Below are 13,239 nucleotides of genomic sequence, written 5' to 3' on the forward strand. Positions count from 1 at the left end.
CAACCATGCAGGGCGGTATGCCCTTGCCCAACCGACCGGGCGCTGCAGCAGGAGCTCCTGTCCGGCCATCGAATCCCATCACGGGTGAAGTGGATGTTGAGAGCGATGGCGCCGGCAGCTTGGGCGACCTGCGCGGTGCGTCCTTGCCTCAGCGCCGCTCGTACCAGCCGCGTGATGCATTGACGATGCGCACCACCGACAGCATCACCGGCACTTCGATCAGCACGCCCACCACGGTCGCCAACGCCGCGCCGGAATGCACGCCGAACAGGCCCACGGCGGTGGCCACGGCCAGTTCGAAGAAGTTGCTGGCGCCGATCAGCGCCGAGGGACCGGCCACGCAGTGGGCAACCCCCAGGCGCCGGTTGAGCAGGTAGGCCAGCCCGGAGTTGAAGTAGACCTGGATCAGGATCGGCACCGCCAGGATGGCGATGACCAGCGGCTGCCGAACGATCTGCTCGCCCTGGAAACCGAACAACAGCACCAGCGTCAGCAGCAGGGCCAGCAGCGAGACCGGGCCCAGCGTGCGCAGCGCGGACTGCAGGCCAGCCTGGCCGCGACGGGCCAGCATCCAGCGCCGCAGCAGTGCGGCCACCAGCACCGGCGCGATGATGTACAGCGACACCGACAGCAGCAGCGTGTCCCATGGCACGCTGATCGCCGACAGGCCCAGCAGCAGCGCCACCACCGGTGCATAGGCCACCACCATGATCGCGTCGTTCAACGCCACCTGGCTGAGGGTGAAATTGGCGTCGCCGCGGCACAGGTTGCTCCACACGAAGACCATCGCGGTGCAGGGCGCTGCTGCCAGCAGGATCAGCCCGGCGATGTAGCTGTCGATCTGCGCGGCGGGCAGCGCGTCGGCGAACACGTGGCGCAAGAAGAACCAGCCCAGCAACGCCATCGAGAAAGGCTTGACTGCCCAGTTGATGAACAGCGTTACGCCGATGCCTTTCCAGTGCTGGCCGAGCTGGCGCATCGCACTGAAATCGACGCGCAGCAGCATCGGGATGATCATCAGCCAGATCAGCACCGCGATGGGCAGGTTGACCTTGGCCACCTCCGCCGACGCCAGCGCAGCGAATGGCTGCGGCAGCGCGTGGCCAAGCAGGGTGCCGGCCACGATGCACAGCGCCACCCACAGGGTCAGGTAACGCTCGAACAATCCCATCGGTGGTGGTGCGCTCACGCCTGGCCGTCCCCGGGCTGCACGAAGCCAATGCGATCCAGCGCGTCCTTCAACGGCCCGCGGTCGGACCATGTAGCTGCGGGCAATGCCAGCAGGGCCAGCAACCGTGCCTTGACGATGGCATGGGCCTGCGCGAATGCAGCCGCCTTGTCCTCCGCGCTGCCATCGACGGCGGCCGGATCAGGCAGGCCCCAGTGCGCGCGCACGAAATCGCCGAACACCACCGGGCATGCCTCGGCGGCCGCGGCATCGCACACCGTGATCACCAGGTCCATCGGCGCGCCGTCGGCGAACTCGTCCCACGATTTGCTGCGCAGGCCCGCCGTTGCAATGCCCTCGGCCTGCAATTGCGCAAGTGCGAACGGATTGACCTCGCCGGTGGGCTGGCTGCCGGCGCTGAAGACCTCGAAGCGATGACCGGCCCACGCCCGCAGCGTGGCTTCGGCAAGGACGCTGCGGGCGGAATTGCCCGTGCACAGGAACAGGACGCGTTGGGTGGTCACGAAGCAGATCTCCGGTCAGCAGGCGCAATCAGGGGAGGTGGGGCTGCAGGCAGGATCGGGCGAGCCTGCGCAGCAGTTGTGGGTGAGGTAGTCGATCAGGCCGGTCATCGCGCTGAAGTTGGCGCGGTAGCAGACATTGCGGCCCTGGCTCTCGCTCTCGACCAGCCCGGCCTGCAGCAGCTCCTTCAGGTGGAAGCTGAGCGTGGCCGGCGGCACCTGCAGGGCGGCGGCGATGTCACCGGCCATGCGTCCGGCCGGGCCGGCTTCGACCAGCAGCCGGAACGCGGCCAGGCGGGTGGCATGGCCGAGGGCGGTAAGGGCGGTGATTGCATTCTTCGTTTCCATATTTCTAGAATAGTCGAATGAATGAATCCATCGCAAGCGCCACCCTTCCGAATCTGGTCGAAGCCTCGCTTCCCCAGCCCGACCCGACCCTGCTGGGCGCCGGCCGCGCACACCCGCCGCGGATCCTGCTGCTGTATGGCTCGCTGCGCCCGCAGTCGTTCAGCCGCAAGCTGGCGCTGGAGGCCGAGCGCCTGCTGCGCCACCTCGGCTGCGAGACCCGGGTGTTCGATCCGCATGGGTTGCCCATGCTCGACAGCGTCGGCGCAGATCACCCTGAAGTGCAGCGCCTGCGCGCGTGGTCGCACTGGTCCGAAGGCCAGGTCTGGATCAGCCCGGAGCGCCACGGCACGGTCACCGGCGTGTTCAAGAACCAGATCGACTGGCTGCCGCTGGAAGACGGCAGCGTGCGCCCGACGCAGGGCAGGGCGCTGGCGGTGATGCAGGTCAGTGGCGGTTCGCAGTCGTTCAACACGGTCAACACGCTGCGCGTGCTGGGGCGGTGGATGCGCATGCTGACCATCCCCAACCAGTCTTCGGTGGCCAAGGCATGGCAGGAGTTCGACGAGAACGGGCGGATGAAACCCTCGGCCTACTACGACCGGGTGGTGGATGTGATGGAGGAACTGGTCAAGTTCACCCTGCTCACGCGGGATCGTGCGGACTACCTGGTGGATCGCTACAGCGAGCGCAAGGGTGATCAGGAGGCGGTCGCATTGGCGCGTGCGGCAGGCGCGGTGGCCGCACGCTGACGGCACGCGACCGCCACAGGAACGCGCATGCGCGGGCGCATCACCTCAATCCACTACCATGGGCCACCCCACCAGGATGTGCCCCGATGTCCCTCGTCATCCCGACCCTGCCCAGGCCTCCCGCCGCACGCATCGCCGCCTGGCTGATGATGCTGCTCGGCATGTGGCTGGCACTGAAGCTTGGCCTGGTGGTGACCCTGCTGTCGGGCCTGCTGGTGTTCCAGCTGACCCATGTGCTGGCCTCCACCGTGGAAGGCAAGCTGCGTCCCGGCCGGGCGCGGGCGATCGCGGTGATCGTGCTCTCGGCGGTGATCATCAGCGTGCTGGTGCTGGCCGGTATCGGCGTGGCCTCGTTCTTCCGCAACGAGACCGGTGGCCCGGACGTGCTGCTGGCGCGGTTGATGGACATCCTCAACACCTCGCGCCACCAGGTGCCGGCCCTGCTGCAGCCCTACATTCCCGAGGATCTGACGGCGCTGCGCGCCGCCGTGAACGAATGGGCCGCCGAGCACCAGCGCCAGCTGGGCGTGGCCGGCACATCGGTGGTGCAGGTGGGCGTGCGGGTGCTGATCGGCATGGTGCTGGGCGCGATGATCGCGCTGTACGACGAACTGCCGCTGCCGAAGATGGGGCCGCTGGCGCAGGAACTGATCGGCCGCACCAGCCGCCTGGCCACCGCGTTCCGCCAGGTGGTGTTCGCGCAGGTGAAGATCTCGCTGCTCAACACCGTGTTCACCGCCATCTTCCTGCTGGGCGTGCTGCCGCTGTTCGGCGTGCACCTGCCGTTGTCGAAGACGCTGGTGCTGATCACCTTCCTGGCGGGCCTGCTGCCGGTGGTGGGCAACATCATCTCCAACACCATCATCGCCATCGTCGCGCTGTCGGTGTCGTTCTACGTGGCCGTGGCTGCGCTGCTGTACCTGGTGGTGATCCACAAGCTGGAGTACTTCCTCAACGCGCGCATCGTCGGCGGCGAGATCCAGGCGCGCGCCTGGGAGCTGCTGCTGGCCATGCTGGTGATGGAGGCGGCCTTCGGCCTGCCCGGGCTGGTAGCCGCGCCGGTGTTCTACGCCTACGTGAAGCGCGAACTGGTGGACCAGCGCTGGATCTGACCCGCCTTCACCCGGGCAGAGCGCTACACTGATCCGCACGCCAGGGGACACATCGATGGGCCGCAGGGCATCGCCAAACGGACTGCAGACCTGGCTCTGGATCCTCGGTGGCCTGTTCGTGCTGTGCACGCTGCCGCTGATGGCCATCGCGCTGGTGCAGGGCACGCAGCGTTACACCGAAGCCGAGGCCAACCTGGTCAGCCTGCAGCAACTGCGGCAGACCTTCGAACTGGCCAATCTGGTGTCGGCCGAGCGTGGACCGGCCAACAGCCTGCTCGGCGCCGACAGCACCGATGTGCAGGAGCAGCGCCGACTGGCCGCGCAGTTGGCGGTCGCACGGCAGCGGGTGGACGCAGCGACGCAGCACCTGCAGAGCGTGTTCCAGAACGACCCGCGGGTGGTGGACGAAACACCGCGCCTGCACGAAGCGCGGCGCCGGTTGCAGACTGCGCGCGCCGCGGTCGACCGGGTGGCCGCGCTGCCAAGAGGCGAGCGCTCGGCAGAGGAGGTGGAGCACGCGATCAACAACATGTTCGCGGTGTACGACCGGCTGCAGGCGCTGACCTCGGTGCAGATCAGCGATCTGGTCGCGGCTGATCGCGAAGCCGCGATTCCTGCCATGCAGGGGCAGATCCTGATCGACCTGCGCGAGCACGGTGGCCGCTTGGCATCCAACGTGATGGCGCCGCTGGCCGTGCCCGGCGCGTGGCGGGAGTCGCAGGTACGCGCCGCGCAGCAGACCGAGGGCCGCCTGCTGGAGCTGTGGCGGTTGGCCGCCAGCCATGAATCGGTGTTCCGCAGCGAGCCGGCGCTGTCCCTGCACTGGGACATGGCGCGCCGGCAGTTCTTCGGCCAGTCGCTGCCGATGGTGGAACAGCTGATCGACGATGGCCGGCGCGGCGTACCGCCACCCTGGACGGCGGCCGAGTTCACCGCGCGCTACGTGCCCACCCTGCAATCGCTGGAAGCGCTGCGTGATGGCTACCTCGGCGTTTCGATCGCGCGCTTCCAGCACACCCGCAACAAGGAAGCGGTACGCCTGGCCGTGCTGGGCGCCACCGTGCTGGGTACGCTGCTGCTGCTTGCGCTGGCACTGCGCATCGCCCACGTGCAGATCCTGCGGCCGTTGCTGCAGGCGCAGGCGCAGGTGATCCAGATCGCCTCGGAAACGCCGGGTGCAGAGCAGCATGCCACCCACCCGATGGCGGAAATGCAGCGCCTGTTCGATGCCATCGAGGTACTGCGGGCGAAGTCGCACCAGCGCTCGGCATTGACCCGTGAGCTGCGCGAGCTGGCCGATACCGATCAGCTGACCGGCCTGTTGAACCGGCGCTCGCTGGAGGAACGGGTACGACAGCGGCGTGCCGCGGGAAGCACGCAGGCGGTGGTGATTCTGCTGGACGTGGACCATTTCAAGGCGATCAACGATGGCCAGGGGCATGCGGCCGGCGACGATGTGCTGGTGCAGGTGGCGCAGTTGCTGCGCAGCCATCTGCGCCGCAACGACAGCATCGCCCGTTACGGCGGCGAGGAATTCCTGGTGCTGCTGGCCGATGGTGATCTGGCCAGTGGCCGGCGGTTGGCCGAGTCGCTGCGGGTGGCATTGCGTGCGCACGACATCGTGCTGGGCAGCCGTGACATCCTGCGGGTCACGGCCAGCTTCGGTGTTGCCCAGGGCGCGCTTGATCCGATCGGCTGGCACGCGCTGGTGCGTGCCGCCGACGCCGCCATGTACGAGGCCAAGGCGCTGGGCCGCGACCGGTTGCAGGTGGCGGGCAGCGGACGCGCCGCGCGCTGAGCGGGTCAGCCATTGTCCGCCTGCGCCCTGCGCAGGATGTGGCCGACCATGTGCCGGGCCACGGTGCTGGGCACCGGCAGGCCGCGCCAGCGCATCGCCCCCACGCGGAACGTGGCGCTGGCCGTGGCCAGCAAGCGGCCGCTGGGCGAGGTCAGGCGCCTGCGGGTGAAGATGATGCTGCCCTTGCTGTGCTCGATCTGCCCCCAGCCGATGATGCGCCCGGGACGGGCGGGACTGACGAAACTGGTCTTTGATTCGACCGTTACCGCCAACCGGTTGGGCGGCAGCGTTGCGTAGATCGCCGGGCCCATGCAGTCATCCAGCATCGCCGACAGGAAGCCGCCCTGGATGTTGCCCATCGGGTTGGTCAGGGCTGTGCTGGCATCGAACTCGACATTGATCTGGTCCTGTGCGGGATCGTGGCTGATGAAACGCCACCCCAGCAGCAGGCCGGCCTTGGACGGAGGAAGGTCGCCGTTGATCACGCTGTACAGCAGGGACTGGGGATTCATGCGGGAAACCTCGGTGTGGGGGAGGTCAGGCAGGTTGCAGCAGCGACAGCAGGGCCAGCAGGAATCCGATGCAGCACAGCGCGACCACGGCCGCACCGGCAGAGACCGGCGTCCTGGCACCCGTGCGCTTTCGCACGCCGGATGCGACCGCGACCGGTGGCAACGTGGCCAGCAGACAGAACAGCTGGAAGGCGACCAGCTGTGGCAGCGCGAAGTGACCACCGAAAAAGATCAGGCAGGCCAGCATCACCCCTGCGCCGGCCAGCGCGATCCAGCCCGCGCCGACCACCTTGATCAATGCCATCAGCAGCACCTGCATGCGCGGTGGGACGCCGCCCCAGGCCAGCCCGACCGCTTCACCGTGGTAGGGCATGAACTCCGAGCGTTTCAGGTAGGCGGCCGCGAACAGCGCGACGATGAAAAAGGCCAGCAGGTAGCTGCCGAACGCGAGCGAGGCGAACAGGTCCATGTGCCATCCATGCCGATGCCGAGAGGGAACCGATGGCCAAGGCAGGCGCTGCATCCCCTGGCTGGCACATGGCCGTGCGATTCTTGAACGGCGCCCTGTTAGCCGCGTGTCGCGCCGATCACGGCCCTTTCTGCATCCGGAATTAACGCGCGCAGCGTGTTGCGTGCTGCATCACAACGGTGTTGTGACCGACGTTGCGGCTTCACGCGTGCTGATGCCTTCCAGCTCCAGCCGCATGTGATCGAAATCGAGGGTCCAGGCTGGGAAGGCGGCCAGTACATCCCAGCCGAGCACACCCTGGTTGCGCACGCTCACCTCGGTTGGATCCTGCAGGGTGACCGCCAGCGACGGCAGCATCGCGCGCTGCCCGCCGATCTGCACCGTCACCTGTGGCCACTGTGCCACTGCGCGTTCGCTGCTGCCGCCGGCGCCGGCCAGGCGCTGGCGCGTTACCGCCAGGTCCTTCAGCACCTGCGGATGTGCGCGGGCGAAATGGGCCGACAGGGACGAGCTGCTGGCGCCGCTGTCCAGGTGCATGGGCACCTCGATGCCGCCGATGCGTGCGTCGACGAACAGATCGCTGCCCGCCAGCGCCAGGTTGCGGGGCAGGTCGGCCGCGCCGGCACCCGGTTGCGGTTGCAGCTGGCCATCGCCGCCGAAGCGGATCCGGCCCATCGCGCGCAGCACCGGGAAGCCGATGATCGCGTCGATGTGGTAGCCGCCGGGCACCGGCATGTCCAGCTGTGCATCGTCCAGCACCAGGAACACCACATTGCGCAGGTCCAGCCCGGCCAACTGCAGGCGGTCGGCGATGGCCACGCGGGTGGCCACGGTGCGCCGGCTCGAACTGCCCACCGCGGCCTCGTCGCCGATCTGCAGGCCGAGCCGTTGCGCAGTGCTGGAGGAGATCACCGATAGATTGGCGCCGGTATCGAGCACCGATTCCTGCGCACGGCCGTTGATGAGCACCGATGCGCGCGGCAGGCCGACCTTGTCGCGCGCGAATGCCGTGGGCGCAGGCGTGAACTGCTGCACGCGCTGCGGCGGCGCGCTTGCCAGTGCAGCGGCCAGTGTCGCCAGGGTCTGGCTTCCCTCCACTGCATCGCGGTCGGCAGGGCAGCGTTCGAACACGTGCAGGGATGCCTGCGCCGCGGCTGCGGCGCGCGCGTAGTCGGCCGCAGCGAAAGCCGCATCGGCGATGACCCGCTGCGCCAGCGCGGTATCGCAGGTGCCACCGCCGCGCTGGGCAATGAAGGCCTCGGCCAGGCTGATCGCCTGCCGCTCATGCAGTTGCGCCGCTGCCTGCCGTGCCTGTGCCAGCAACGGCCACGGCGCGGGCAGCACGGCCGTGGCATCGGCCAACGCAGACAGGTTGCCGTCGGCCGCCTCCCGCAGGCGCTCCCGCGCATCATCGGCGGAGAGCGGGCCCGCCCAGCAGGGCAGGGACAGCAGCAGGCAGAGTGCTGCCACCGACATGGCGCGGGCGCGCGGCAGCTTGGAATGTGCAGTCATCCGAAGTATCCTGTGGATGGGTAAAAACTTTCTGTAAAACAGAAATTACTATGCGCGAATCAGAAAAATCAAGGCGTCTCGTCCAGGCCGCGCGCCGGCTGCGCTGGGTGGCGTGGGCCGGCGTGCTGATGGCGCCGCTGTTGACCGTGGCAGCGCTGGCCAATACGTGGCTGGGCAGCACCGCGCCGGTGCAGGCGGAAATGGATGCGGGTGGGTTGCCGCTGGCCTGGGCCGGTACGCTGGCGCTGGCGCAGGCGGCACTGGTGGCCGCAGCGTTGTGGCAGCTGGCGCAGCTGCTGGGCCAGGTCCGCATCGAGCGCCTCTTCCCCCTGCAGGGCAGCCGCCGCTTCGGCCGTTTTGCCGGTCTGCTGCTGCTGGCGGTGCTGGTCAACGGCGTACTGGCGCCGCTGCTGGGCGCACTGCTGTCGGCCAGCGCGCACGGCCAGCTGCGCCTGTCCATCGACGGTGCCGACCTGCTGGCCGTGCTGGTGACCCTGGTACTGTGGCTGGTGGCCCGCTTCCTCGATGCCGCAGCGCGGTACGAGGACGACCATCATTCGATCATCTGAGGCGCCGATGGGAAGCATCGTCATCCGCCTCGATGTCATGCTGGCGCTGCGCAAGGTGCGCTCGCGCGAGCTGGCGCAGCATGTGGGCATCACCGAATCGAACCTGTCGCTGCTCAAGTCCGGGCGCGTGCGCGGCGTGCGCTTCGACACGCTGGCGCGGATCTGCGAGTACCTGCAGTGTCAGCCCGGAGACCTGCTGGTCTACGACCCGGACGCCGAGGGCGATGCCCCCGGCGATGAAGAATGAGCGCGCGGCGCATGTTCATCGGTGGCGCACGCGCTGCTGCCTAGACTGGCCACTCGCCCGTCCCAGGAGTACGCCATGACCCTGCGTTCCGTTGTGACTGCCACGCTGCTGGCGGGCCTGTTCGCTGGCTGCGCCAGCAGCACACCGCGGCCCGATCCGGGCGCCGATGCGCCACGTCATCCGACGATCGCCGCTGATGCCAGCCCGGTGCCTGCCTTCACCGGCGGCGGCGCCGGCTGGTCCATCGAGATCGCCTCCACCGGCAAGGGCAACCACGATGCCACGCTCACCGTTGCTGGCCGCAGCAGCGCTGGAACGCTGCGCTACTTCGGTCAGCCGGCCGGTGCGCCCAGTTCGTTGACGGTACTCAACGGTGAGCTGGGCAAGCAGCCCACCATCGTCGAGATCAAGCGCGAGCCCTGCCGCAACGCCGAAGGCGTGGATACATCGGCCAGCGTGCAGGTGACTGTCGAGGGCCAACCACAACGCCGCGGTTGCGGCTTCCTGGCCGTGTACTGACTGGCACTCGCATGATCCACATCCCAGTGCTGGAGACACCGCGCCTGCGCCTGCGTGCGCAATGCCTGGATGACTTCCCGGTGTATGCCGCGTTCCTGGCCTCGCCCCGTGCGCGCGGCATGGGCGGGCCGTTCGCTGAGGTCGCCGCGTGGGGGCAGTTCTGCCACGACCTGGCCAGCTGGCATCTGTTCGGCCACGGCGCGTTGATGATCGAGCGCCGCGACACGGGCGAGTGCATCGGCCAGGTCGGCATCAACCATGGCCCGCTGTTTCCGGAACAGGAACTGGGCTGGCTGCTGTATGCCGGGCAGGAAGGGCAGGGTTTCGCCAGCGAGGCGGCGGCGGCGCTGCGTGATTGGGCGTTCGTGGTGCGCGGATTGCCGACGCTGGTGAGCTACATGGCAGCGGACAACCACGCCTCGCAGGCAGTGGCGGTCCGCCTCGGCGGCGTGTTGGATGCGCAGGCGGTGCGCAGCGATCCGGATGACCTGGTGTTCCGCTATCCGCGCTGATGCGTGACGGTCACCACAGCGCGGGGGCGCTGCACGCGGGAATGCCAACTGCGGCCACTGCGTGAAGAAGGCGCCAGCAGCCATCCACGCATCGGTCACCGCGTCGGGCAGACGCTGGACACCCATCTGTTGAAGGAACTGCCCATGACCACGCTCACCCTTCCCGAACTGGCCAAGAAAATGGCCGACATCGATTTCACCATGCTGCAGACCCATGCCGGCGGCCAGATCGCTGGCCGCCCGATGAGCAACAACGGCGATGTGGACTACGAAGGCGACAGCTGGTTCTTCACCATGGAAAACACCGATATGGTGCGCGAGATCAGCGCCGACCCGAACGTGGCGCTGGGCCTGACCGGCAGCAAGTCGCTGCTGGGCAAGCCACCGCTGTTCGTGCACGTGCAGGGCAGGGCAGCGCTGGTCCGCGATCGCGCCACGATGGCCCAGCATTGGGTGAAGGACCTGGAGCGGTGGTTCGAGCAGGGCGTGGATACGCCGGGTCTGGTGCTGATCCACGTACACGCCAGCCGCATCCATTACTGGGATGGTGAGGACGAAGGCGAGATCGTGGTCTGATCGCGGGGGCCGCACAGGGCCCCTGCACAGTGCTGCCGCAGCTCAGGAATGTGCAGGCGTGCCGGACCACGCGGCCAGTTCCGGTGCCAGCGCATGTGCAACGGCGCGGCGCAGCAGTGCCGGGGCCACGTAATGGCGATGGGCGCTGTCGATCATGGCCATGTAGAAGCGGCCAAACGCATTGAGCGTCTGCACGCGCGAGCCCAGGCTGATCTGGACCTGGCCGTCCTCGCAGAACTGCACGCGCACGCTGCTGCGGAAGCGGAGATGGCGGTCGTCTGCGCCGAGCAGCACTTCGGCACACCGGTCTTCCGCATCTACTCGGGCATCCAGCACCGGGAAACGTCCGCCGAACACGCGGCTGCGATCGGTGGACAGCAGCGACGACACCGGGCAGCCCAGCGGCGAGGTGCGCAGACGCAGTGGTGCAACCAGACGATTGCGCAGGGCCATCAAGCGGCCGACGCCCGCCGGCGGGTTGCGCAGGAACCCGTCCAGTACGTCGGCCAGCAGGGCGGAGGCCGATCGATGGCGGGTCTGCCCGCCGTGCAGGGTCAGTGTGGTCGTGTCGTTGTAGTGACCGTGCGGCAGGGCGCTGGCGAGCATTCCCGCTGGAGGCGACGACGCGCTGCTGCAGACCGGGTACGCCGGCGTCGCCCGCTCCACGAATCCGCGCAGTGGCTCCAGGCTGAAGCGACGCAGCGGCCCCAGCAATGTGCGCGTCCGCGCACAGAGGTGTGCGCGCAGGCTGGGCGCCGCCGCCTGCAGTGACAGTTGCAGCAACGGCGTGGCGGCGAGTGTGGTTGCGCTGGGCCAGTGCGCCGCTGGCAGCACGTCGGTCAGGCTGGGAATGTCCGCGGCGTTTGCCTGTGCCAGTGCGCGAGCCTGCGCGCTCATTGCCCCGGCCAGTTCATTGCTGTGGCACGAGAGCGCGAACAGGGCAGGGTGGGCAGGACTGTTCGAGGCGAACTGGTGCCAGGTGCCACCACCAAAGCGCACGGTGAACAGGCAATCGGGCGGGATGCGGACACGACGCAGCGACCGCAGGAAGTGCGAGGGATCGTCCGCCAGCTGCTGATCGGATGCGCTGGCAAACCGCAGCTCGGCACCGGCACTGCCGGCGATGGCAGTGAACATGCGCGGCCCGGCATGGCGGTGGAAGGGATGGCCGCCGGCACCCACCACGAAGCTGTACAGCGATGACGGATCGCCGTGCTGCAGGTGCATGCCACCCAACCGTGCCGAGGGCTCGTCCAGCGCATCGACGAAGGCCGGGTGGTGGCGCTGGCGCTGGCTGGCATCGCTCACCAGCGCATCGCCGGCACCAATGCCGAGCTGCGCGATCAGGGTGACTTCCACCGGGCCACCACCGTCGTGTGCCGGAAGCTGGATACTCGGGAACGAACGGCTGGTGCGGGTCGAACCGGGCATCGCAGTGCTCCTCAGCGGGCGGGTGTCTTGCGGCGTGCGCGCGCTTCGCGCTTCAGCGGGCCGCCGACCGGACAGACTTCGGCAGCCCAGGAAAACAGCGTGTTGGCCAGGCGGTCGGGCACCTGCCGGAAGTACACGAACTGGCCGCGCTTCTCGCGTTCGATCAGGCCGGCGTCTTCCAGAATGCGCAGGTGGCTGGAGAGTGCCGGCTTGCTGAAATCGAAGCGCTCGGCCAGCTCGCCGGCGCTGAGTTCGCCGGCGCTGAGGTAGGCCAGGATCTGCCGGCGTGCGGTGGAGGCCAGGGCTTCGAAGATGCGGTCCATGGTTGTAGTTAACTAATTCGTTAACTGATGTTCCCCCTGGTGGCAGGTGATGTCAAGCGCGGGGGTGCCCGTTGCGTACTGCCTCCCGGCTTTGTCATCCTCCCCGCTGTTTTCCGTTCCGTGGAGTTCCGATGCGCCCTGCGCCCTGGCTGATCGCTGGCCTGCTGCTGCCGATCGTGGTGATGGCCCAGCCTGCGCGTGCGCCGAAGGCACCGGCGCAGGATCCCTTCAGCGAACTGTTCGACACTGCCTGCATGCAGCACATCGGCGCGCCGGCGCGGTTGCAGTCGCTGATGGATGCCAATGGCCTGACGCCGCTGCAGCCGGCCGAGGCCGCCACGCTGCTGCAGGGCCAGCCGGGCATGGCATGGATGGTGCCGTTGGCCAGTGGCCGCTACGCGGTCAGCTGGGCCGACGATGGCACCTGCACCGTGTATGCCGAGAAGGCCGACCCGGCGGTAGTGCAGAAGGGCTTCGCGCGGCTGATGCAGGCCGCACCGAAGCCGCTGCAGATCCGCTCGCTGCCCTCGCGCGGTCCATTGTCCGGCGACCAGGTGGCGATCCAGTACGGTTGGGCAACGCCGGGCGAAAGCAAGCTGCGCGTGCGCTTCCGGCTGGTCACCCGGCAGGCCGCCGAGGCCGGGGTGCAGGCGATGGCCTCGGCCACGCCGGGCGAAGCGATGCGCGAACAGGCCGCGCCGCCTGCACCGGCACCCGCCCGGTAGCGCTGCCGGAGTACACGCGATTCAGCCAACAGCCCGGGGATGTGATATATCGTTTATCGATAAATCCACCCCGGGGCGGCAGGGCCGCTCCACATCGGAGGCTGCTTGACCGCTCGTCCCGCCCGCGCCCTTCCTGCGCGCGGCTTGT

At 68.3% G+C, this 13,239-nt stretch carries 17 protein-coding genes; 9 read left to right on the top strand and 8 right to left on the bottom strand.

The features are described from left to right. Nucleotides 1–148: 148 nt before the first annotated feature. The 3 genes from arsB to BW38_RS12750 are packed head-to-tail and all read right to left on the bottom strand — an operon-like array spanning nucleotide 149 to nucleotide 2,037. Complete coding sequence (gene arsB / locus BW38_RS12760) at nucleotides 149–1,171, bottom strand: ACR3 family arsenite efflux transporter (protein WP_032951566.1); 1,023 nt, start codon at nucleotides 1,169–1,171, stop codon at nucleotides 149–151. Nucleotides 1,172–1,185: 14 nt separating this feature from the next. Further along, nucleotides 1,186–1,692 (bottom strand): arsenate reductase ArsC, encoded by a 507-nt coding sequence (locus tag BW38_RS12755; RefSeq protein WP_025873932.1) that lies wholly within the window; start codon nucleotides 1,690–1,692, stop codon nucleotides 1,186–1,188. Nucleotides 1,693–1,707: 15 nt separating this feature from the next. After that, a complete protein-coding gene (locus tag BW38_RS12750; protein WP_032975893.1) occupies nucleotides 1,708–2,037 on the bottom strand; it encodes a metalloregulator ArsR/SmtB family transcription factor in 330 nt (109 codons plus the stop codon). Nucleotides 2,038–2,054: 17 nt separating this feature from the next. Between BW38_RS12750 and arsH the strand changes: the two genes are divergently transcribed. The 3 genes from arsH (at nucleotide 2,055) to BW38_RS12735 (ending at nucleotide 5,696) form a co-directional block, all read left to right on the top strand. Beyond that, complete coding sequence (gene arsH, locus BW38_RS12745) at nucleotides 2,055–2,786, top strand: arsenical resistance protein ArsH (protein WP_032975894.1); 732 nt, start codon at nucleotides 2,055–2,057, stop codon at nucleotides 2,784–2,786. An 86-nt stretch (nucleotides 2,787–2,872) separates the two neighbouring features. Further along, nucleotides 2,873–3,898: an AI-2E family transporter gene (locus BW38_RS12740; RefSeq protein WP_032975895.1), complete on the top strand. Its 1,026-nt coding sequence runs from the start codon at nucleotides 2,873–2,875 to the stop codon at nucleotides 3,896–3,898. Between the two features lie 55 nt (nucleotides 3,899–3,953). After that, a complete protein-coding gene (locus BW38_RS12735) occupies nucleotides 3,954–5,696 on the top strand; it encodes a GGDEF domain-containing protein (RefSeq protein WP_032975896.1) in 1,743 nt (580 codons plus the stop codon). Nucleotides 5,697–5,701: 5 nt separating this feature from the next. Here BW38_RS12735 and BW38_RS12730 read toward each other — a convergent pair whose 3' ends face one another. The 3 genes from BW38_RS12730 to BW38_RS12720 form a co-directional block, all read right to left on the bottom strand. Further along, nucleotides 5,702–6,208: a PaaI family thioesterase gene (locus tag BW38_RS12730; RefSeq protein WP_032975897.1), complete on the bottom strand. Its 507-nt coding sequence runs from the start codon at nucleotides 6,206–6,208 to the stop codon at nucleotides 5,702–5,704. A gap of 25 nt (nucleotides 6,209–6,233) precedes the next feature. Further along, nucleotides 6,234–6,677: a hypothetical protein gene (locus tag BW38_RS12725; protein WP_032975898.1), complete on the bottom strand. Its 444-nt coding sequence runs from the start codon at nucleotides 6,675–6,677 to the stop codon at nucleotides 6,234–6,236. A gap of 171 nt (nucleotides 6,678–6,848) precedes the next feature. Next, the gene (locus tag BW38_RS12720; protein ID WP_032975899.1) at nucleotides 6,849–8,189 is read right to left on the bottom strand and encodes a retropepsin-like aspartic protease; all 1,341 of its coding nucleotides are present in this window, start codon (nucleotides 8,187–8,189) and stop codon (nucleotides 6,849–6,851) included. A 50-nt stretch (nucleotides 8,190–8,239) separates the two neighbouring features. Here BW38_RS12720 and BW38_RS12715 point away from each other — a divergent pair, with 50 nt between their 5' ends. The 5 genes from BW38_RS12715 to BW38_RS12695 all read left to right on the top strand — a co-directional run bounded on the left by BW38_RS12715 (nucleotide 8,240) and on the right by BW38_RS12695 (nucleotide 10,612). Next, a complete protein-coding gene (locus BW38_RS12715; protein ID WP_152543296.1) occupies nucleotides 8,240–8,758 on the top strand; it encodes a hypothetical protein in 519 nt (172 codons plus the stop codon). Between the two features lie 7 nt (nucleotides 8,759–8,765). Then, nucleotides 8,766–9,005, top strand: coding sequence for a helix-turn-helix transcriptional regulator (locus BW38_RS12710; protein ID WP_032975902.1), 240 nt, complete (start codon nucleotides 8,766–8,768; stop codon nucleotides 9,003–9,005). A 75-nt stretch (nucleotides 9,006–9,080) separates the two neighbouring features. Beyond that, the gene (locus BW38_RS12705) at nucleotides 9,081–9,524 is read left to right on the top strand and encodes a hypothetical protein (RefSeq protein WP_032975903.1); all 444 of its coding nucleotides are present in this window, start codon (nucleotides 9,081–9,083) and stop codon (nucleotides 9,522–9,524) included. 11 nt (nucleotides 9,525–9,535) lie between these two features. Next, on the top strand, nucleotides 9,536–10,036 hold the full coding sequence (locus tag BW38_RS12700) for a GNAT family N-acetyltransferase (protein WP_032975904.1): 501 nt from the start codon (nucleotides 9,536–9,538) through the stop codon (nucleotides 10,034–10,036). Nucleotides 10,037–10,180: 144 nt separating this feature from the next. After that, nucleotides 10,181–10,612, top strand: coding sequence for a pyridoxamine 5'-phosphate oxidase family protein (locus tag BW38_RS12695; protein ID WP_032975905.1), 432 nt, complete (start codon nucleotides 10,181–10,183; stop codon nucleotides 10,610–10,612). Between the two features lie 42 nt (nucleotides 10,613–10,654). On the opposite strand, the gene BW38_RS12690 is transcribed toward BW38_RS12695, so the two are convergent. Further along, nucleotides 10,655–12,043, bottom strand: coding sequence for a DUF2867 domain-containing protein (locus tag BW38_RS12690; RefSeq protein WP_032975906.1), 1,389 nt, complete (start codon nucleotides 12,041–12,043; stop codon nucleotides 10,655–10,657). Nucleotides 12,044–12,054: 11 nt separating this feature from the next. Beyond that, entirely contained in the window at nucleotides 12,055–12,366 is a 312-nt protein-coding gene (locus BW38_RS12685; RefSeq protein ID WP_025873922.1) for a metalloregulator ArsR/SmtB family transcription factor, read from the bottom strand. A gap of 131 nt (nucleotides 12,367–12,497) precedes the next feature. Here BW38_RS12685 and BW38_RS12680 point away from each other — a divergent pair, with 131 nt between their 5' ends. Further along, nucleotides 12,498–13,091, top strand: a complete 594-nt coding sequence (locus BW38_RS12680; RefSeq protein WP_032975907.1) for a hypothetical protein — start codon at nucleotides 12,498–12,500, stop codon at nucleotides 13,089–13,091. The last annotated feature ends 148 nt before the right edge of the window (nucleotides 13,092–13,239 follow it).

This window comes from Stenotrophomonas sp. RIT309 (assembly GCF_000632045.1).
Taxonomy (GTDB): Bacteria; Pseudomonadota; Gammaproteobacteria; order Xanthomonadales; family Xanthomonadaceae; genus Stenotrophomonas; species Stenotrophomonas indicatrix.

Coding starts and splice junctions, on each gene's coding strand:
- BW38_RS12705 (WP_032975903.1), top strand. CDS start 9,081: ATGACCCTGCGTTCCGTTGTGACTGCCACGCTGCTGGCGGGCCTGTTC.
- BW38_RS12710 (WP_032975902.1), top strand. CDS start 8,766: ATGGGAAGCATCGTCATCCGCCTCGATGTCATGCTGGCGCTGCGCAAG.
- BW38_RS12725 (WP_032975898.1), bottom strand. CDS start 6,677: ATGGACCTGTTCGCCTCGCTCGCGTTCGGCAGCTACCTGCTGGCCTTT.
- BW38_RS12695 (WP_032975905.1), top strand. CDS start 10,181: ATGACCACGCTCACCCTTCCCGAACTGGCCAAGAAAATGGCCGACATC.
- BW38_RS12740 (WP_032975895.1), top strand. CDS start 2,873: ATGTCCCTCGTCATCCCGACCCTGCCCAGGCCTCCCGCCGCACGCATC.
- BW38_RS12715 (WP_152543296.1), top strand. CDS start 8,240: ATGCGCGAATCAGAAAAATCAAGGCGTCTCGTCCAGGCCGCGCGCCGG.
- BW38_RS12685 (WP_025873922.1), bottom strand. CDS start 12,366: ATGGACCGCATCTTCGAAGCCCTGGCCTCCACCGCACGCCGGCAGATC.
- BW38_RS12730 (WP_032975897.1), bottom strand. CDS start 6,208: ATGAATCCCCAGTCCCTGCTGTACAGCGTGATCAACGGCGACCTTCCT.
- BW38_RS12750 (WP_032975893.1), bottom strand. CDS start 2,037: ATGGAAACGAAGAATGCAATCACCGCCCTTACCGCCCTCGGCCATGCC.
- BW38_RS12700 (WP_032975904.1), top strand. CDS start 9,536: ATGATCCACATCCCAGTGCTGGAGACACCGCGCCTGCGCCTGCGTGCG.
- BW38_RS12735 (WP_032975896.1), top strand. CDS start 3,954: ATGGGCCGCAGGGCATCGCCAAACGGACTGCAGACCTGGCTCTGGATC.
- BW38_RS12680 (WP_032975907.1), top strand. CDS start 12,498: ATGCGCCCTGCGCCCTGGCTGATCGCTGGCCTGCTGCTGCCGATCGTG.
- arsH (WP_032975894.1), top strand. CDS start 2,055: ATGAATGAATCCATCGCAAGCGCCACCCTTCCGAATCTGGTCGAAGCC.
- BW38_RS12690 (WP_032975906.1), bottom strand. CDS start 12,043: ATGCCCGGTTCGACCCGCACCAGCCGTTCGTTCCCGAGTATCCAGCTT.
- BW38_RS12720 (WP_032975899.1), bottom strand. CDS start 8,189: ATGACTGCACATTCCAAGCTGCCGCGCGCCCGCGCCATGTCGGTGGCA.
- arsB (WP_032951566.1), bottom strand. CDS start 1,171: ATGGGATTGTTCGAGCGTTACCTGACCCTGTGGGTGGCGCTGTGCATC.